General features: G+C 39.9%; 16 protein-coding genes. 8 read left to right on the top strand and 8 right to left on the bottom strand.

Annotated elements, in window-relative coordinates:
* Positions 1 to 16: 16 nt before the first annotated feature.
* From K7X70_RS19525 to K7X70_RS19510, 4 genes are all read left to right on the top strand, one after another.
* On the top strand, positions 17 to 937 hold the full coding sequence (locus K7X70_RS19525; RefSeq protein WP_222538647.1) for a molybdate ABC transporter substrate-binding protein: 921 nt from the start codon (positions 17 to 19) through the stop codon (positions 935 to 937).
* A gap of 185 nt (positions 938 to 1122) precedes the next feature.
* Positions 1123 to 1560 (top strand): META domain-containing protein, encoded by a 438-nt coding sequence (locus K7X70_RS19520; protein ID WP_222538646.1) that lies wholly within the window; start codon positions 1123 to 1125, stop codon positions 1558 to 1560.
* A gap of 92 nt (positions 1561 to 1652) precedes the next feature.
* Complete coding sequence (locus K7X70_RS19515; RefSeq protein ID WP_222538645.1) at positions 1653 to 3107, top strand: amino acid permease; 1455 nt, start codon at positions 1653 to 1655, stop codon at positions 3105 to 3107.
* 130 nt (positions 3108 to 3237) lie between these two features.
* A complete protein-coding gene (locus tag K7X70_RS19510; protein ID WP_222538644.1) occupies positions 3238 to 5133 on the top strand; it encodes an ATP-binding protein in 1896 nt (631 codons plus the stop codon).
* Positions 5134 to 5144: 11 nt separating this feature from the next.
* Here K7X70_RS19510 and K7X70_RS19505 read toward each other — a convergent pair whose 3' ends face one another.
* Positions 5145 to 6389, bottom strand: a complete 1245-nt coding sequence (locus K7X70_RS19505) for a glycosyltransferase family 4 protein (RefSeq protein WP_222538643.1) — start codon at positions 6387 to 6389, stop codon at positions 5145 to 5147.
* Between the two features lie 88 nt (positions 6390 to 6477).
* Here K7X70_RS19505 and K7X70_RS19500 point away from each other — a divergent pair, with 88 nt between their 5' ends.
* Positions 6478 to 7059 carry a MiaE family protein gene (locus K7X70_RS19500; RefSeq protein WP_182961256.1) on the top strand — a complete coding sequence of 194 codons (582 nt, stop codon included), beginning with the start codon at positions 6478 to 6480 and terminating at the stop codon, positions 7057 to 7059.
* Between the two features lie 64 nt (positions 7060 to 7123).
* Here K7X70_RS19500 and K7X70_RS19495 read toward each other — a convergent pair whose 3' ends face one another.
* Positions 7124 to 8104, bottom strand: coding sequence for a hypothetical protein (locus K7X70_RS19495; RefSeq protein ID WP_222538642.1), 981 nt, complete (start codon positions 8102 to 8104; stop codon positions 7124 to 7126).
* Positions 8105 to 8350: 246 nt separating this feature from the next.
* Here K7X70_RS19495 and K7X70_RS19490 point away from each other — a divergent pair, with 246 nt between their 5' ends.
* Positions 8351 to 9682, top strand: coding sequence for a MutS-related protein (locus tag K7X70_RS19490; RefSeq protein ID WP_222538641.1), 1332 nt, complete (start codon positions 8351 to 8353; stop codon positions 9680 to 9682).
* Here the strand turns inward: K7X70_RS19490 and K7X70_RS19485 are convergent.
* On the bottom strand, positions 9679 to 11568 hold the full coding sequence (locus K7X70_RS19485; RefSeq protein ID WP_222538640.1) for a TonB-dependent receptor plug domain-containing protein: 1890 nt from the start codon (positions 11566 to 11568) through the stop codon (positions 9679 to 9681). The two genes, K7X70_RS19490 and K7X70_RS19485, sit on opposite strands and share 4 nt — an antisense overlap.
* A gap of 153 nt (positions 11569 to 11721) precedes the next feature.
* On the opposite strand from K7X70_RS19485, the gene fabV reads away from it, so the two are divergent.
* The gene (fabV, locus tag K7X70_RS19480; RefSeq protein ID WP_222538639.1) at positions 11722 to 12912 is read left to right on the top strand and encodes an enoyl-ACP reductase FabV; all 1191 of its coding nucleotides are present in this window, start codon (positions 11722 to 11724) and stop codon (positions 12910 to 12912) included.
* A gap of 54 nt (positions 12913 to 12966) precedes the next feature.
* Here fabV and K7X70_RS19475 read toward each other — a convergent pair whose 3' ends face one another.
* From K7X70_RS19475 to K7X70_RS19455, 5 genes are read right to left on the bottom strand one after another with little or no spacing between them, the layout of a single operon-like run.
* A complete protein-coding gene (locus tag K7X70_RS19475; RefSeq protein WP_222538638.1) occupies positions 12967 to 13371 on the bottom strand; it encodes a response regulator in 405 nt (134 codons plus the stop codon).
* On the bottom strand, positions 13361 to 14440 hold the full coding sequence (locus K7X70_RS19470) for a hybrid sensor histidine kinase/response regulator (RefSeq protein WP_222538637.1): 1080 nt from the start codon (positions 14438 to 14440) through the stop codon (positions 13361 to 13363). The genes K7X70_RS19475 and K7X70_RS19470 overlap by 11 nt, the downstream gene beginning before the upstream one ends.
* 11 nt (positions 14441 to 14451) lie before the next feature.
* Positions 14452 to 16614: a sensor histidine kinase gene (locus K7X70_RS19465; RefSeq protein ID WP_222538636.1), complete on the bottom strand. Its 2163-nt coding sequence runs from the start codon at positions 16612 to 16614 to the stop codon at positions 14452 to 14454.
* The gene (locus tag K7X70_RS19460; RefSeq protein ID WP_222538635.1) at positions 16614 to 17303 is read right to left on the bottom strand and encodes a hypothetical protein; all 690 of its coding nucleotides are present in this window, start codon (positions 17301 to 17303) and stop codon (positions 16614 to 16616) included. The genes K7X70_RS19465 and K7X70_RS19460 overlap by 1 nt, the downstream gene beginning before the upstream one ends.
* Positions 17304 to 19640 (bottom strand): Rv1355c family protein, encoded by a 2337-nt coding sequence (locus tag K7X70_RS19455; RefSeq protein WP_222538634.1) that lies wholly within the window; start codon positions 19638 to 19640, stop codon positions 17304 to 17306.
* 265 nt (positions 19641 to 19905) lie between these two features.
* On the opposite strand from K7X70_RS19455, the gene K7X70_RS19450 reads away from it, so the two are divergent.
* Positions 19906 to 20373 carry a response regulator gene (locus tag K7X70_RS19450; RefSeq protein ID WP_062549753.1) on the top strand — a complete coding sequence of 156 codons (468 nt, stop codon included), beginning with the start codon at positions 19906 to 19908 and terminating at the stop codon, positions 20371 to 20373.
* Positions 20374 to 20455 lie beyond the last annotated feature (82 nt).

The following is a 20455-nucleotide window of genomic DNA, read 5'->3' as shown; positions in this document are numbered from 1 at the left end:
GATCATTTTACCCTATATGAGAATTTTAAATCAGCTATTTTGTGGCGCAATCGCCCTATTTGTCCTTTCCTCCGAAGTGAATGCTCAGGAACACTGCTTTGATCCGCCATGGAATACTCCGCCGGAAAGCAAGGTACAGTTTACCGTTCCTGGGATAGACAATGTTCCTGATCTTTTCGGTGACATAAATGACCCCCAATTGGTGGTGTTCTTTGCAGGGAATCAGTTCATGTGCATTGACGAATTGATTGGTGCCTTTAAGAAAAAGCATCCCCAATATCAAAGGGTATTTGCGGAAACACTTCCTCCAGGTATTTTAGCCAAGCAGATTGCCAGTGGCAGCATTGTGGTCGGCAATATGAGGATCACCTTAAAACCTGATGTGTATACCGCTGGAAAAAGCAGAATCGAGCAAACACCGGAATGGTTTAGCAAAACACAGGTCTATGCCAAAAATAGGTTGGCCATTATGGTGCAAAAAGGAAATCCTAAAAAAGTAAAAGGGTTAAAAGACCTGGGCAGAAAAGACTTGAGAATCAGTATGCCCAATCCGGATTTTGAAGGAATAGGAAAAAGAATTGAAGAAGCCTATGTGAAAGCAGGAGGTGAGGTGCTAAAACAAACCGTTATGGAAAGTAAAGTGGCAGATAAGAGTACTTATCTCACACAGATCCATCACCGACAATCGCCAATGCGCATTCTTTATGATCAGAGCGATGCTGCGCCGGTATGGTATACGGAAGTTTATTATCAGAAAATGCTGGGACATCCCGTAGAAATGATCGAAGTTCCCGAAGCTGAAAATATCCGCTCTCAATATATTGCCGGACAGCTGAAAAATGCACCGCATCCAGAAGCAGCAAAGGACTTTATGGATTTTCTGGTAGGCGCAGAAGCTGGCGCTATTTACAAGAAATTTGGCTTTGATCTGCCCTAATATGAGCTGATAATTCATTGGTACGATTTATCAAGTAGGCTGAAAATGGCCTGAAAACGCGGTTTTAGCATTTAAATGGCCGGATCTTTGCTTACAATTGTAATTGTAAATGAACGCCCCTCCATCGGTTATACAAACAGTTAGAACTTAATGGAAATTGGGTTATTTAGTAAAAAAGAAAAATTATGAAAAAGGCAATCTTCGCTATCTTGATCTCTTTATCCGCTTTAACATCTTGTAAAATGATGAACAAAGGTCAAAACACACAGCAAAATGCTGCAGCTTCAAAATTAAGCGGCAACTGGGAGTTAAATTACATTACAGGGGTAAGAATAGCCTTTAATGGTTTATATCCAGAATCAAAACCGAATATCAATATCAATGCGGCGCTTAATGAACTTAATGGAAATACCAGCTGTAATTCCTTTGGTTCAAAATTAGAGGTAAAAGGCAACAAATTTAAAGTTGATTTATCAGGACCAATGACGATGAAACATTGTGAAGGCGAAGGAGAAATGAGATTCCTGGAAATGCTTAAAAAAGTAGATGCTTATACAGTAGATGGCAACACACTTACCTTAATGATGGGTGATGTACCAGCAATGAAGTTCACAAAAAAATAGTAAATTTTTAGGCTTTTAATCGTTCAAATGAATATAAGTTCACACTTTTGTGCAACTTATATTCATTTATCATTAGCGCAATACCATAAAGATTGAAGCAAGTAGAAGAAAAGCCTGAGGAGCAGAAGCTACAAAGGGGTTTACAAAACAGACATATCCAACTCATCGCCCTTGGCGGTGCCATAGGAACCGGTTTATTTCTAGGTATCGGTTCTGCTGCAGTTTTAGCAGGTCCATCCGTAATTTTAGGTTATGCCCTGGCAGGGATTATCGCCTTTTTCATCATGCGCCAATTGGGCGAAATGGTGGTAGAAGAACCTGTGTCAGGAAGTTTCAGCCACTTTGCTTTTAAGTATTGGGGTTCCTTTGCTGGATTTGCCTCCGGTTGGAATTATTGGGCATTGTATATTCTGGTGAGTATGTCTGAATTGACCGCTATTGGAATTTATGTGCATTTCTGGTGGCCCGAAATCCCATTATGGACTTCCAGTCTTTTCTTTTTCATTGTGATCAACGCCTTAAACCTCACCTCTGTAAAAGTATACGGAGAAGTAGAATTCTGGTTTTCGATCATTAAAGTCGTGGCCATCATTGCTATGATCGCTTTTGGCGCTTATTTATTGTTAAGTGGCAGCGGTGGAGCACAAGCCAGTGTACAAAACTTATGGAATGACGGCGGTTTCTTTGCCAAAGGATGGTTCAGTGCAGATGGAAAAGGTGGCTTTCAAGGCTTATTTGCCGCAATTGCGCTGATCATGTTCTCTTTCGGCGGACTGGAGCTCATCGGAATTACCGCTGCAGAAGCTGAAAATCCAGAGAAAACTATCCCTAAAGCAACAAACCAGGTGATTTATCGGATCTTGATTTTCTATGTAGGAGCATTGGTTATTTTGTTCTCTTTATCGCCATGGAAAAATATTACTACGGATAGCAGCCCTTTCGTAATGGTGTTTGAAAGTCTGAAAGGCTTTGAAATCCATGCCTTTGGGAAAACCATATATTTCACCAGTATCATTGCCAATGTGCTGAATATGATCGTACTTACTGCAGCCTTGTCGGTATACAATAGTTGTGTATATAGCAATAGCCGGATGCTTTTCGGCCTTGCAGAACAAGGAAATGCACCTGCTTTCTTGTCGAAACTGAACAAAAATCATGTGCCAATTAAAGCGATTCTGGTTTCCAGTCTTTTCGCCGCAATTTGTATTGTCATTAATAAACTGATTCCAGAAAAAGCGTTGGAAATATTGATGTCACTAGTGGTGTCTTCTTTGATTATCAATTGGTTGATGATCAGTATTACCCACCTGAAATTCAGGAAATCTAAAGATGCAGCTCAGGTGAAAACAAAGTTTCCTTCTTTTATCTATCCTTTGTCTAACTATATATGTCTGGTGTTTTTACTGGGAATTCTAGTGATCATGTGGATCACCGGAATGAAACTTTCAGTAGAGTTGATTCCTGCCTGGATTCTGCTTTTATACATTTGCTACTTATTGGTCAACAGAAGGAAACTTAGACAAGGTAAAATGAAGACAGGATCTTAAATAGCTAAATTAGCGCTGAAATGATACAATTTATGGTTTCACTTTATAATGTGAAACCATGCTTCTCCCGCTAAGACCATAGGTTTTTATACTTTTGAGCATATTTACACCTATTCTTACGCCATCTCTTTTGAAACCGAATATTAACTTCGACGCATTCTATAAAGCGGGACCTCCAATTTTAGTTTTGAAGCCGGACCCGCCGTATTTTACTATCGTAGAAGCCAACGATGCTTATCTTAAAGTAACCTCCAGCAGGATTAAAGATCTGGTGGGGCGACCCCTTCTGACTGCTTTTCCGCAGAACCCTCAGGACAGCAGTACTAAGAATGCAGAATTGTTTTATAACAATCTGCTCAGTGTGCTGGAAACTAAAGAACAGCAGGTACTCAGCATTCTCAAATATGATATTCCAATCCGGGGAACAGATCAATTTGAAGTGAAATACTGGATGGTGACTAATTTTCCGGTGCTGGATGATCAGGGGAATGTAGCCTATATCGTCCATACCAATGTAGATGTCACCTCTACGTACGATCTGGTTAGAAAGGAAAGGATCGAGCTAGAGGTAGAAGACTGGACCAATAAACACCTCCGTGAGTTTTTTGCCCATGCACCAGTGGCGATTGCGATGCTGAAAGGACGGGAGCTGAAAGTAGAACTAGCCAATGGACTCATGCTGGAAGTATGGGGTAAATCAGAGGAAATCATCGGTAAAAAGATGTCAGATGTGCTCCCCAAGGCTATTAAATTAGAAGTCCTCAGCCTGATCAGTCAGACGTATTGCACCGGTCGATCGCATTATAATGAAGACATAAAAATGCTGCTTGCAAGGGAGGGTTCCTTACAGGAAGCCTATTTCAACATGGTTTACCATCCCCTTAGAGATAGTTCCGACTGTGTTTGCGGGGTGATTATTATGGCTTCAGAAGTGACGGAACAGGTAAAAGCCAGGGTTGAGTTATTGCAGGAACAGCAAAGAAGCAGGTTGGCTATCGAAGCCGCTGATCTGGGCGTGTTCGATATGGATGTTGAACATGGCTTGCTGAAATGTGATTTACGGTGTCGGGAAATCTTTGGAATAGAAGCTGGTGAGGTGTATAATCAGACAAGGGATTTTATGACAGCAGTTCATGAAGAGGATAAAACCAGGCTGATTAAACTCATGAGAAATGCCTTTAAAAGGCCATTGAAGAATGGGGATTATGATGTGGAATTTCGTACGGTGAGCCTGATCAACCAACAAATGCGCTGGGTTCGTGCAAAGGGTAAGTTGTTTTTCAATGAGCAGGGACTGCCCGGCAGATTCATTGGAACGGTACTCGATAATACCCGTCAAAAAAGGGAAGAAGAGCTTAAAAATGATTTCATAGCCATGGTGAGCCATGAATTGAAAACACCATTGACCTCCCTGAAGGCATATGTTCAATTGTTGAAGAAAACAGGGAAGAAAGCGCAAGACCTCATGACCGCTGAAATCTTAGAAAAAGCAGATCATCAGGTGAATAAGATGGTCGGTATGATCAATAGTTTCTTGAATATTTCTAGATTGGAAGCAGGAGGGATTGTATTGGAAAAATCAGCATTCGAATGCAATAAGTTGATTCTGGAGGTAATAGAAGAGGTTAAAGCCATTATCAATCCTCATGTAATTGCTTTTGATAGGACAGAAGAATTGTGGCTAACCGGAGATCGGGATAAAATAAGCCAGGTGTTGACCAACCTGCTGAGCAATGCGGCTAAGTACTCCCTACACCATAAGGACATCCGGCTGGACTGCCGAAAAAATGAATCAAATGCCCAGATTTCGATAACGGACCGTGGGATGGGGATTCGGGAAACTGACCTTCCATATTTGTTTACCAGGTTTCAGCGATTCGAAACTGCGGATACTAAAAATATCGCTGGCTTTGGAATTGGACTGTATTTATGCGCAGAGATCGTGAAAAGTCACAACGGAAAAATCTGGGCAGAAAGTGAATTCGGCGAGGGAACCAGGATGATTTTTGAATTGCCCATCTCTTAGTTATAGCTGTTTTAAGGGCGATGACGTTTCTTTTCAGTAATCCATAAAGACATGTATTTAGTGCTGCTGGCATTGTGGTATTGCAGGATCTGGCCAAAGAAATTATGCTGGCGATGAGTTTTCAGTTGATGGCTTAAATTTTTCAAAGTCATACCAAAAGCTGGTAAAAATGACGACTTAGCATACCGATTATTTAAGAGGTCGATGCCGTTTTGCCGCGCTTGCAGCCATTTATCTTTCATTTGATATAAAGTAACTGCTGCGGTGATGAAAAGCTCAGGATCATCGGCGATGAGCCCATTCCAGTCTAAATCGCCAGCCATGGCTTCCGCACCAATGGTACTCGTCACATTTGGTGTACCCGTTAACATGGCATCAATGAATTTCCCTTTCAAACCAGCGCCAAATTGGATCGGTGCGAGCAGGACTTTATGCTGCGCAATCGCTTTCTTAGCATCTTCCGCACGGCCATGAACCAGAAATTTCTCTTTTTCATTGTAGAGCTGCATTACTTTCTGATTGCTGTAAGCCCCATAAATATGCAAGGCTACTCCCGGTAATTTTTTCCGGAGCAGCGGCCATATGGCTGTTTTTAAGGTTTGCAGGGTATGCCAGTTCGGCTCATGTAAGTAATTGCCAATAAACACAAATCCAGCTCTTTCTTCAAAAGATGGCCATTGCTTAAGGTCTTTTTCTTCCAATGTTTCTTCTAAAAAGGGGAGGTAGTAAATTAAAGAAGGGTCGATATGAAAAGTTTCCTTTAAGATTTTCATTTCCAGTTCGGAAATGATCAAAGAAAGGTCACATCGCAGTATAGCAGCGATTTCTCTTTTCGCCATATCCGTAAACAAATCACTGATTTGAAAATGTTTTCCGCTTTTTATAGCCTGCTGTCGTGCATGACGTAAACAATGGAGGTCTTCCGTATCCAGGATTCTAAGCGCATTAGGACATTCCTGCTGTACCCGCCAGCCATATTGTTCTTCCATCACAAAGCGGTCGAAAAGAACGATATCCGGAGCAATTTCCCGAATCAAGCCGTTAAAACCATCATCATTTAATTCAATAACCAGTTCGCTAACTCCTTTTCCCTCCAGGTCAAAGCTGTGTGCTGTTTTAGCTGCTGCACAAGCAAAAATCACCTGATGACCATCAGCAATAAAGAAATCAATCAGCTGAAGCATTCTTGTTCCCGCTGCTGAAGAGCATGGCTCTGGCCATACTAAACCGATGATTAATGTTTTCTTTTCGCTCATTTCTTTAAAATTGTCGCAAAATAGATGTTTTTACTGCAAAGCCTGCGATTATTCCTAATTTTGGGGCAGAGAATTTTATTTATACCTCATGCTTGGACTAAAATTATTAACAGACCCCCGTTGGGCTAATATTGCAGAATCGAATTTAGAAGAAATATTAACGGATCATGCCTGGTGCGAACAAAAAGCCGCAACAAATGCGATTACTTTAATTACGAATAATTCTGAGCACATGGATTTGGTAGAAGAACTCACCGCCATTGCGATTGAAGAGATGCAGCATTTTCAAATGGTGATCGAAATTATCAATAAACGCGGGTATACCCTCGGAAGAGAGCGTAAAGATGATTATGTGGGCCGATTAGTGAAATTTAGCCGCAGAGATGGCAGTAGAAATAATGCCTTTATCGACAGACTATTATTCGCTGCAATGATTGAAGCAAGGAGCTGCGAGCGTTTCCGCGTGCTGTCACAAAATATTAAAGACCCTGAACTGGCGAAGTTTTACCATGACCTTATGGTATCTGAAGCCGGTCATTATACAACTTTTTTAAATTTTGCCCGTAAATATACCATCGATGTAGATGTGGATGCGAGATGGAAAGAATGGCTGGAGTTTGAAGGGGAACTGATCCAAAGCTATGGCAACAAAGAAGCGATACACGGCTAATATTTAAGAAATTATAACTAAAAAGCAGTTCCAAAATTTAATGGAACTGCTTTTTAGCTTAAGGCTAAATCGACAATAAAAATCCAATAGTGAAATTGGAATCCCAATCGAACACAAAAGTATTGCAGTTCGTCGCATCTTTAATAGCCTGGTAGATGTTTACGCCACTTTTGATCTTGATTTTATCTGTTTTATATTTTCCTGGATCTTTTAATACCGTATATCTTTCCTGTCCTTTCCGACTTTGATTGGCCAGTTCAAATGGTACTCCGCCAATGATGAAACATATTTTACGTTGGGCAGCAGGTATTTTTCCGGCAGCCAATTTTACCTGATCATAAACGTCCTTATCCACCATATCCTTCTCATAATATTTTGCCCCTGGGGCCTCTTCAAAATGTACGGAATTGTCTTTCCAGCATATTTTAGTGTTTCCAGAGCCAATGTCTACTACAAATGAAGAATCTGAATAGCTGTCAGGTAATACACATTTTAAGGCCAATTTCCCTTCTTCTTCGGGCGTGACCAGGTTTACGATATAACCCATCTTTTTTAATTCTGAAGAGATAGCGGCAGTTTTAGGCACTTTTTGTGCACCAGAACTGATTACAAAATGAATGTTTTTTGATTTCACTCCTTTATCAAACATACCCCCTATATAATCTTTTAACCCCATTCTGATGTCGGTGGTGCTGGCCATTCCCTCATAGACAAATGATTTTCCGAAATCTTTAGAAATAATTTCCCAACGTTTCTCTTTGTCGATATTCACAATGAAAGAATTGAAACCTGAAGCGCCAACTTCTACTACACCCTTGTACGCTCCATTTACTGGTTTTTCCGGACTATAATTAAATTCAGGGTGGTCATCAGGGCTGCCAACTGTCGCTTTCTTTTTTAGCGTGCCAATCGAATTTAAGTTATTCGCTTGTGTATCAAATCTGCCACTTTCTAAAGCCCAATAACCAGCACCAATGATTAAAATGATCAAAATAACTGCTTTTATTGGCCAGGATGCTTTGTTTCTGGTAGTCTTTTCTTCCATGTTGTTGATTGGTGCTTTCGTTTTGGTTGGTTTATAGCGTTTTTATTAATAGAGATGGTAGATGAAATCTGATAACGAATATAGTACATCAATTTATTTATGTGAGCTAATTTCGGAAGATTAATTAAATGAGGATCGGAAACGATTAAACTAAACATTGTTGCTATATTGAATTTTGCGGTATTCATGGCAGTTGTGAAAAGAAAATTGCTTTGGCCTCCTAATATTAAATCCTGAAAATAAACTATGACTAATTTTAAAATGGATCGCCAAACTTTTAGAGACCTGAATGTATTTACCGATGCATCGGCTGACGAATCTATATTCAGCTTTTTTAAAGCAACGAGAACATTAGGAGGGAAGGAGAAAATTCAGGAAATGATGGAAAGGCCATCTTCAGATATTCATTTACTGAATGGGCGTCAATCTGCGATCAAATATTTTCAAGATTATAAGCTGCAGATAGCGGTTAAAAGTGAACAATTAGACCTGATCGGGTATTATTTGAAATTCAATAAAGTACTTTCCAGAAATAATATGCTGGATGCTTTGGTGGATTTCATCGGGAATAAGTCTAGCAACGACTATTATATCGTGATTAAAGGATTAGAGTTTCTGATTAGCACTTTGAAATATCTATCCCGTTTTATAGCTGAACAGGATCTGACCAAGGTGCCAGAATATTTGAAGAATAAACTGAAAGAGATCGAAATAATATTGAATATAGAGTCTTTAAAGACTGCTGCGGGCCTTAATGAAAAAAAACTTAAGTTTTATCAGGTGAGTAAGTTAGACCATAGCTTTCGTGGAAAAGAGAAAATAGAACTACTCCATTTATTACAGCTGATTTATGAACTGGACGCTTATGAAACCATTGCTACAGTGGCCAGAAAAAGACAATTCTGCTTCCCTGAATATTCCGAAACTGAAAATCTGGAGCTGGGGCTTGTTGGTTTCTTCCATCCCTCCTTTGATGAGCCCGTTAAAAATGATATTTTTTTGAATCAAGCCGAAAACATGGTTTTTCTTACCGGATCCAATATGGCAGGTAAATCATCTTTGTTAAAGTCGTTGGGATTGGCTGTTTACCTGGCACATTTAGGCTTTCCAGTTCCTGCAAGTTCGATGAAAATAGCCATTTTTAATGGTTTATTGACCACAATTAACCTACCGGATCAGCTCGGACAAGGGCTTAGCCATTATTATTCTGAAGTAAAACGGGTAAAAGAAGCTGCAACGGCACTCCTGGAAAACAACCGAATGTTTATTGTTTTTGACGAACTTTTTAGAGGAACAAATGTAAGAGATGCCTATGATGCTTCCTTGCTGATCATTTCAGAACTGACGACCATCCGTAATTCGGTATTTTTTATCTCTACACATCTGGTGGAGCTTGCAGCTGCGCTCAAGCCACTAAATCATATCGCTTTCAAATATCTGGATACCTTTTTTGAAGGAGAAAAGCCGGTATTTACATACCGGCTTAAGGAAGGTGTTTCTGAAGAACGTTTAGGGATGTACATCATCCAAAAAGAAGGAATTGTGGACATTATCCGTGCTGTTTCCCCAAAAACTTAATAATTCAGCTTAAAGCCTAACGTGTACCATGATCCTGGCATTGGAATGGCTTCCGCTTCAATAAATTGCGCATTAAACAGGTTGCCCGCATCCAAATAGAGGTTGTAATGTGGTTGCTTATAGGCCAGTTTGGCATCGATCACCGTATAATCTTTATAAGTAATACGGTCTTGATAACGGGCAGCAATTGTTAAATCCATTACCTTGCAGAAAGAAGTTGTTAAGGTGCCATTCAATTGATTCTTTAAACTTCTTAAAGCATATCTGGAGATGTTGGCAGTAGAAATAGTAGTTTTAATTGTCGGATCCAGATAGGTGTAAGCAGCGCCCAATCGGAAGCCATTCAGGATGCCAATGCTGCCGGAAGGGGCAGTCCAGCGGTAATCTCCACTTAATGTCAAGCCAGTGGTATTGACCTGAGCATAATTTTGTGGCTGGTAACGATCGGTAATGTTTTCTTTTGTCCAATCAATAAAATCACTGATCCGGCGGGTAAAATAACTGGCATTGGCGGAGAATCTTGCGTTGTTGAACTTGATTCCGGCTTCCGCATATTTTGATTTTTCGGGATGCAACTGGTCATTACCTTCATTGGAAGGCCCTTTATAATAAAGGTCGGTATAGGTTGGCAAACGCTGTCCAGTACCTAGATTACCATATAATCTCCAATTGCCGTAAATATTGTAGCCAATGTCGAGGCCAGGAAAAGCCTGCCATCCATAGTCAGAATTGTAATTGGTATAAGCGCCAACATTTACTGATAATCGATCGAAAGGCTCAAATTTATACTCTCCAAAAAAGCCGGAATTGCTGCGGTTTCTCTTCCCGAGACTGCTGCTCTTGATATATTCTGTCCTGGTTTCCAGGCCCAATCCGAAGGTACCGAACTCAGTTTGTATCGTATTGTTTAATTCTGCATCCAGGACATTACTTACGTGATGGTTAGGGGGATAAGCTAATGTTACCTTGTTAAAGAGGTAATTATCTACGTTATTGCGGTAACTGATCCTTGGAACCATGGTCCAGTGCTCCGTGATTTTTGTGGTATAAGCCAGGGAAGCAATCGCCGTTTTTACAGTTTCTTCTGATTCCTTATCATTTGGTGCAGCATAGAATCCATTTGCACCGAATTTATTGTAGGTATAGCCAGCCATCACATCCAGCTGGTCTTCTTTTCCCAGTTTGATTTTTCCCTGATAATATAGTTTCTGATTATTGAAAGCAGTATTGTAACGGTAACCATTGCCTGATTCCCGTCCGATGGAAAACAAATGACTGGACTGATCTAAAGCGAGGCTGCCACTCAGATGCTGGCCGTTGTTCAAGTAAATACCCCCAGCTCCATCTCTGTGTTTAAAACTACTTCCAGCAAACACATTGGCTGAAATACCGGTCTTCTGCGGACTGCGGGTCACAATATTTATCGCTCCGGTTAACGCATTAATGCCGTAAACTCTGGATGCAGAGCCACGCAGGACTTCAATATGGTCAATATCATCCATGGTAATGGGTAGGTTCATCATGTTGTGACCCGTTTGCGGATCAGTAATTTTAACGCCATTGAGTAAAACCAATGTTTCATCAAAGGTACCACCATCGATACTGATGTCGGCCTGAGTACCGCCAGGGCCGCGCTGACGAACATCAATACCAGTTACATAGCTGAGCAATTCACTAACTGATCTGGCCGGTAAGCTCTTGATCTTTTCGCTGTCAATGATCCAGATGTTTCTATTTTGTTTCGAAAAAGGAAGTTGAAGTCGGTTTTCCTGTACCATGACTTCATTTAATTTTGTGGTGTCAGCCATAGGTTGGGCTGTTTGTGCATTTAAAGTGATGCTGGAACCCATCAGGGCCATAAAATACACGGAATTTTTAAAAAGCATTGCGGTTTATTTTGAGGGCCAAAGATATATTGTTTTCCAACCAATTTTCCCCAGAACTGGCATACTTATTTTGTTTTAATTATGTTTGCTGAATAATTTGATAAGAACCGCCCTGCGGAAAATTTACAGAAAAAACGTATAAAGAGAATAAATATGATTATTGAACCGAAAATTCGTGGGTTTATCTGCCTGACTGCTCATCCTGATGGTTGCGCACAAAACGTGTTAAACCAGATCAATTACGTGAAATCTAAAGGACCTATCGACGGACCTAAAAAAGTCCTTGTGATAGGCGCATCAACCGGTTTTGGTTTGTCATCAAGAATTACCAGTGCTTTTGGAGCTAATGCATCTACTATTGGTGTATATTTTGAAAAACCACCAGCACCTGGAAAAACTGCTTCAGCGGGTTGGTACAATACAGCTGCATTTGAAGCAGAGGCTCATAAAGCTGGCTTATATGCTAAAAGTATCAATGGCGATGCCTTCTCAAAAGAGATCAAAGAAAAAACTTTGGAATTGATCAAAGCTGACCTTGGACAAATTGACCTGGTCATTTATAGTTTGGCTTCTCCAAAAAGAGTTCACCCGGTAACAGGAGTGGTACACAGTTCTGTATTGAAACCAATTGGTGAAGTTTATACCAATAAAACAGTAGATTTCCATACCGGAATTGTTTCTGATATCTCTATTCAACCAGCTCAAGGTGATGATATTGAAAATACGATTGCCGTTATGGGTGGTGAAGACTGGGCGATGTGGATCGATGAATTGAAAGCTGCAGGTTTACTTGCACCTGGTGCAACAACAGTTGCCTATTCTTATATCGGGCCATCACTAACAGAAGCAGTTTACCGTAAAGGCACTATCGGTCGCGCTAAAGACCATTTAGAGGCTACAGCGTTCCAGATTGCTGATCGATTAAAAGATATCAATGGAAAAGCTTATGTATCGGTAAACAAAGCCCTGGTTACTCAGGCGAGCTCTGCAATTCCAGTGATTCCATTGTACATTTCATTATTGTATAAAATTATGAAAGCAGAAGGCCTTCATGAGGGATGTATTGAGCAAATTCAACGTTTGTTCAAAGAGCGTTTGTATACAGGTGCTGAAGTATTGACAGATGAGCAGGGACGAATCCGTGTAGATGATTTAGAGATGCGTGATGACGTTCAGGCGCAGGTTGCTGCCCTTTGGACTGAAGCAACTACAGAAACACTTCCTGCAATCGGTGATCTTGCTGGTTACAAAAAAGATTTCTTAAACCTGTTTGGTTTTGACGTAGCGGGTGTGGATTACGAAGCTGACGTGAATGAAATGGTAGAAATTTCAGGATTGGTATAAAACCACCTGATCATGATTACAGAAAAGCGCTTCCTGATGGAGGCGCTTTTTGTTTTATAAATATTTATTTAATTCTTCTTCCAGTTCTTTTGGAAACAATGGCTTCCGGAATAACTTCACCACATGTGGATTCGCTTCCGCTTTTTTGATGTCTCCAAAATCCAGGGTGGAGGAGAGTATCGCTACGACACATTTTTCTGTGATTGACTTTGGCAGCCCTTTATAAATTTCCAGAAACTCAAAGCCATCCATCTCCGGCATCTGAATGTCCAGTAAAATGAAATCAGGAATCTTATCCTCCTCATTTTGGTTTTTACTGAAGTAGTTCAGCGCCTCTTCGCCCGATTGGCAAAGGATAATTTCATCAAATAATTTAGTGATGGTGATGATCTTGGAGTTGATTTTCAGGTCAACCTCATTGTCATCAATTAACATAACTTTTCTGACCTTATTTAACATTTGGAATCGTGATTTTAAAGGTGGTACCTTCTATAGCATTTGAACTTACTGTAATCTTTCCGTTGATTTTATTTAGCGCTTCTTTCACTATGAAAAGGCCCAGGCCACTCCCATGATTAATTTTACTTTTAAAGAATTGTAAGAATATCTTTTCTAAATGTTCGTTCAGAATGCCCATCCCATTGTCGTTGATGCTAATGTGCACCTGAGTAGGCTGAACCTCTACAGATATGTTTACATTCTTATTTACTTCTGTTTCTTTCTGGTACTTGATTGCATTAGAAATCAGGTTTCCTAAAATCACTTCAATGCGAAAGGCATCTCCAAAAAACTGCTCATCCTGAATGATGTTCACATTGAACTTCATATCCTTATCTGTATAAGCATACAGCTCAATCAGGTCGGCCACTAATTTTTTGAAATGGATTTCTGTATGTTCCGAAACGGTCTTGTTGTTTTTATAGTATTGCAGCGTTTTTTGGATGTAATAATCTAATCTGTTGGAGCAGGTTTCAATCAATCCCCAGTACTCACCACTGGAATTAAACAGGCCTTCCATTTTTACCAGATTTACAATTCCCATTGTAGATACCAATGGTGCCCGTAGTTCATGAGAAATACTATAGATAAAGCGGTTCAGCTCATCATTGGTTTTTTCCAGTTCTGCGACTTTATTTCTCAGGTCTATTTTAGATTTATAGGCATCATATGCATTTTTGATAGAGTTGTGCAGCTCCAGATCATTCCATGGTTTGGTAATATACCGGTAAATATCGCCATGATTGATCGCATCAGCCAGGGCTTCAATATCAGTATAACCAGTTAATAAAATCCTGGTTGGATCTGGAAACGTATTTTTGATGCTTTTGAAAAACTCCACCCCTGTAATATTCGGCATCTTCTGATCCGCAATAATCACTTGTACTGCAACGTTTTCAAGGATTTTTAATCCTTCGTCAGCAGAAAGGGCGGTGTAAATTTCATACTGTCGCCTAAAACTTGCTTTGAAGGCGAGCAAGTTATTTTCTTCATCATCAATATACAGAACACGTATAGTTGTGGCATTCATAATAAAGTTTATTATCGTGAGATTACGGGTAAGGTAATAATAAATTCTGTACCTTGATTTACTTTTGTCACAACATCTATACGGCCACGATGGTTTTCAATGATTCTAAAGACAATGGATAAGCCTAATCCGGTGCCTTCTCCAACATCTTTAGTCGTAAAAAATGGTTCAAAAATCTTTTGTTTTACTTCCTCAGTCATTCCTGATCCTGAATCTTTAATACTAATTTTCACTTCTTCTCCTTCTTGCCAGGTGCTGATGCTCAATTGTTCTTCTGTATCTGGTACTTGTTTTCCTTTAATCGCCTGGATGGCATTGCTGATCAGGTTCATAAATACCTGGTTGATTTTTCCAGGCATACATTCTACTTTTGGAAGGGTACCATAACGCTTCACAATCTGTAGATTTCCAGGGAAGGTACTCCTCAATAAAACCAGGGTAGAATCCAGTCCTTCATTCAAGTCCACAGGCTTGGTGTCATTTTCATCCAGTCTGCTGAAATTTTTCAGACTTCTGATGATTTCTGCAGTACGTGTTGCGCCTTCACCAATTCCTGAAAGTAGTGATTTAATCTCTTCTCTGACGAAATCCAGGTCAATAGATCTTTTAAAATTTTCAATTTCGCTGAGCTGTGGATGGAGCTCCTGTGCAGGATCAACGTTTTCATACATATCAATCAACTGATTCAGGTCGTCAATATCCATCTGAAGCGGTTTGATATTGGAAGTCACAAAATTAATTGGATTGTTGATCTCATGCGCAATACCAGCGGTGAGCTGACCTAAAGAAGCCATTTTTTCCGAATCTACCAACTGAGATTGTGTCTCTTTCAGGTTAGATAAAGCATCATTTAAACTGGTATTGATATTTTCCAGCGCTTCTGTTCTTTCCTTTACTTTAATTTCTAACAGGACGTTTTGTTCACGCACCAGTTTTTCATTCTCTGTCAGGATTCGCAAAGCCTCTGATTGTGATTCTTCTTTCTCCTTCTTAAAGATGTTGATCTTGTCGGCAAGTGCAAAAGATAGCAATACGGCTTCTAAACCTGATCCAATCAAAATTGCATTATTTGTTAAGAAGGTATAGGAAAGTATACCAATATCCTTCATGATAAATATGATAACTCCGATTAGAAAGCAAGACCATGAAATCGTAAAATATAAAGCTGGGCGGTATTTTTTTCTATAAATTAAGATACCTGTAACGATAACTGAGATAGATGCGATGATGGTGAGCAGCTGCAAAGCCATTTGTGCTTCTACCGGATAACCCATCAAGCTGATGACAAAGCAGAGCAGGTAAAGCAGGATTAAAATGTTCAGGTAACGATTGATTTTGCGGTAGAAGTTCTTAACGTGCAGGAATTCTTTGGTAAAGAGAATTGAAGCGATTCCTACAAAAACAATGGAAAATATCAATCCCTGATTGTTTAAGTTCAGGTTATCGCCCCAAAGTAAGGAGAAAGCATAACCCTGTAAGGAAAGCTGTGTAAAGCCAACGCTAAAAATATAGACTACATAAAATAAGTAACTCCGGTCCCTTACCGTGAAATATATAAAGATATTATATAAAAACATGGTGATGATCAGGCCGATATACAGGCTAAAAACGTTACTTTCCAGGTTTATGCCCTGCATAATAGCGGTATAGGAACCTATAAATAATGGCAGTGTAATCGGACTGGATGCAGAAACTTTAAGGTAATACGTGGTCGTATCTGTAGTTGTTCTCAATCTGAAAATTGGGTCCTGATGTACCACATCACGCTGATGGATAGAAATCTCATTTCCTGATTTAATCTCTTTATATTGCCCATGCTCCGCATAATAAAATGCAACCTTATCCAGATTCGGGCTTTTCAATTGAAGGAAAAAATCCGTTGGTTTTTGAGTATTTGCCACGTTGAACCTGATCCAGATCGTAGATTTTGTCAGTCCGAAGTTGGCAATTTTATGGTGATTAGGGACAAATTTCCCGTTTTGGATGACTTCATTCAGCGCAAGGTTTCCTGAGGCATCTTCATAGGTGGAAACCTGGTCGCTGATGTTAATTGGTGTGGTAGCTGCGCCGTTCAGCTGAATCAATTGTGCATTTGCAGGACCAATCCCCAGCAAAAAAAGCATCATCAAACAGCATAATTGTGGAATCTGCTTTAAACTATATAGGTACTGCATTATCTGTTAAACTTTAAATCGTACATGATGTCTACTTCTCCTTTAGGGCCGGTTTCGGAGCGCACCTGTACAGGATTTTCAATCAGGTCAAAAACCAGCTCCCTAATGGTAGGCTCGGCTTTTTCCAGGGTTCTTAAATTGTCAATAATTACTGCTGTAGCAATTAAATCAAGTTTAGGGTAGTAAAATTGTCCATTGTTACCAACGGAAATATTCACATCAAAACCTGTTCTTTTACCACCTCTAACGGTGGCTGGAGCACATAAAGCAAATAAACTATGCAGTCCGAGTGTGTAAGCCAATGCCACAGAAGCGCGGATTAAAAAGATACTGCCAATTCCAAATCCTGCAATTTCTCTGGAGTTCCAAAGACCGCAAAGTTCGCCGGTTTTCAGTAGTTTTCTTTCTTTTAGCTGATCAAATATTTTAGGATCCAGTTTTCCGATCGCGTCTTCTATTGGGAGTGGTAAATCTTCATCAGCAATCTGTATCCGTGCGCCACCCAATGCTCGTCCATCTTCGGTAGATTCTACTAGGATCACATAAGTATTATCATGATGCACCCAGGCATGTTTCGCCGAGGTGATCATGGTAATGCCATAGATTTCTAATACCTTTCGATGGCCATCTATAAATTTATGACATAAAGCTTCGTTGTCTGTCGCCTTAAATGCGGTGAACTTTACCATCTATTGGGTTAAATTAGCTTTGAATATTTTATCAATTGGCAAACGTTTCGAAGGAGTTCCTTCTGCTTCTGCATAGAATAGTCTACATAGAAAAACGCTCACTTCCTGCTCATCTATTGTAGGGAAGCAATTGTAGAAAATTTCATTTAATTCAGAAAACTTGTTTTTAAGATAAAGATCCTGATTTAATCCATCTCCGTATTTTAAAATGTTGAAGTGTAAAATGCTCGCCGTCATCGGATGAAGTGAAATTCCGGCACGATTGGCGGTTAACCACATCCGCTCTACTGCTTTTCCTCCTTTAATGAAATCGGCTGAGGTATAATTCGGCATGGTGACCAGGGCAATTGCGGAGGAAGCCAGGCCGGATTTTTTTGACAGGCGTTCCAGTCCCGTGCCCATTTTCCAGTGTTTCAGCAAATCCAGCACCTTTGGGTCTTTTGCAATTCTCATCCCAATGGCTTCTCCAGCTGTCAGACCAAAAGATTCCAGATCCAATCCATCGCCGGTTCTTTCACTTTCTTCTTTGGTAAATCTCAGTTCCAGGTTGAAGAGCTCATGGTGCCCGGTTGGGGTGTACAAACGGAGTTTATCCGATTCGCCCATGATGTTTGCCACTTTTTGAATGGCTGCTGCATCTTCAATAAAATATATTTTCGCACCTGTGATCTGCTCCGTTTCTGCTTTTATCTCAGCTAATGTCTCAGTAGGAATGGCTTTGATGACTTTAGGTTGATTTCTGTTGGTATTTCTTAGGTCGGTAAAATCCGCAAGGCCGTCTTTTTTATGCTCGCCTGCTAAATTTGAAAACTGCAGCACAGCAATTAATTCTGGAATTTGAGGGTCAGGAAAAAGCTGCTCCTGCACCTGAAGGTTAAGCGTTTCTGCTTTGAGTCGGATGCTTTCCAGCGTTAATCCGAAACCGACATAAGCCACAATATTTTTATGATTTGCAAAAGAGAAAGAGCGTTCCGTATCGTGGAAAAGTAATAAGGCGCCGTCTTTATACAGCCATTTCCAAGGTTGATTGTTGCCTGCAGAGCTTCCTCTTTGTGCAGTGTGTATGAGTTCGTCCAGCTGTTCGCCATCCAATTCAATTGCATTTACTGCTTTTTCAATTTTTAGCTGTGCAGCAAGTGCTTCCATCTCCGGAAAGGAAATTCCTTTTGCAGGTTGAAGGACCTCAGTATTTGTATTTTCTGTTACAGGATCTGCGATGATCTCTTCGATGTCTACAAAGAAGCGACCCGAAACAGAAAGCTCCTGCAGTAATATTCTCCTCGACAAATCCGCTGTGATGCCACCGCCATAAGTAACGGCACTGGCCAGCTGAGGCCATGAAGTAATGGTTTGCTGGATTTCAATCATGGAAGCCTTCATCCTGGTGGATAAAGTTTCTACGCCTGCAATCGGCAAGATATAAGGTATTTTTTCTTCGTTGGTTTTAAGGTGTTTGACTTTCGAAATGTCCAGGTGCTCAATATACCCATGTAAAATAGGACGGTTTGGCTCCAGGTCAAAACGCTCAATATCGATGGTACCTCTATCACTGGCTTCCATCAATACGGGAATTTGATGGGCTTTTGCTTTTACTCTGCAAAGGATTTTAATGTCGATGCCGTCACACTCGTCAATTAAAAGGTCTAGTTTTCCGTTTTCCGTTAAAAACCTTTCAATATTTTCTTCAGTAATGCCTTCGTGGAAACAAGTTACTTTTAGAAAAGGATCAATTTCCGCAATCTCTCTGGCCACAATCACCGTCTTTCTTAAATCAACATTTTGAACACCACTGCGAATGCGGTTGAGGTTAGTCAGATCAAGGTGGTCAAAGTCTGCAATGCGCAATTCCCCGCAGCCACGCTCAATAGCCAGGGTCAGGGAAACGGATTGCCCCACAGAAAGACCGATTACGCCAATTTTCTTCTCCATCAGCTGGTCTTGTTCCTGCTGCGTAATTTTATGCTTGTTTCTATTGGTTCGAACCAGGATAAATTCTTCTTTGTCAAGGATATGTACCAATTTCTCAATCCATGGATAATAAACCCAAACGCCATAAGTTTCTGAGTCCTGTCCATTCAAACGTTTTACTATAAGCTCCTCGATTTGATCTTTGTTCAGGACTAAAGTTGGATTTAAGCCTTTAACCAGGTCAGTAAGTTGATTTGTAATGCTGTCAAAAACCTGGATATGTGGTTTTTCTTTAAGCAAATTCAATAGTGAAGATTGATCTTCTGGATTTAGAATTCTAAAAAATATTGGGGTATAGATTTCACTATACTTTTTTGTTTGCGAAGCTAGCTCTTTTTTAAGTTGACGTAATTCTTTATCTAATTGCATTTGTTCTATGAGATATACCCTTTAATCATTACAAAAATTCTATTAAAATTATACTTTTAACCGTTATAATGAAAGTATAATTTTTAATATTATGAAGGTGTTAATTTTAATTAACGCGTTACCTACTAATAATGAGCGCTATTCCTTTGAATCCTGTCCCAAAAAATAGGATAGAAAGATTCTATTCTTATAAATTTTCAACCAAATTACTTCATTGAACCTTATAAAAGCAATATATTTAAAAAAATTATATTAAATTCATAAGATGAATTCTAACGCATCCATAAATGTCCTGTACATAGACGATGAAGCTCACAATCTGAACTCTTTTAAAGCGGGATTTAGAAGAATGTTTAATGTCTTTACCGCTGAGTCGGCAGAGGAGGGGAGAAAGGTTTTGGAAAAGCAATTAATCCATGTGATCATTACCGATCAGCGGATGCCTGTCATGACGGGAATTGAATTCCTGGAATCTATCATTCCTGATTTTCCTGAACCTATCAGAATATTGCTTACAGGTTACGCTGATATTAACGCGGTAATTGACGCCATCAACAAAGGACAAGTTTATAAGTACATCCAGAAGCCCTGGATGGCAGAAGATCTACGGATCAATATTGAAAAAGCTTTTGAAATCTATTCGTTAAGAAAAGAAAACCGGGAGCTCACAGAAAAACTATTGATCGTGAATCAACAGCTGGAATTTTTATTTCGCCAAAGTCTCTTATCCTAAAAGATCAGGATAAGAATTTCGGATCGATGTCAGTTTCTTATGGATATTGATCCGAAAAAGATGCCGCTTCTGAATTTATGAT

The organism is Pedobacter polysacchareus, from assembly GCF_019802255.1.
Classification (GTDB): Bacteria; Bacteroidota; Bacteroidia; order Sphingobacteriales; family Sphingobacteriaceae; genus Pedobacter; species Pedobacter polysacchareus.
This window is presented reverse-complemented; position numbering and strand designations above follow the sequence as displayed.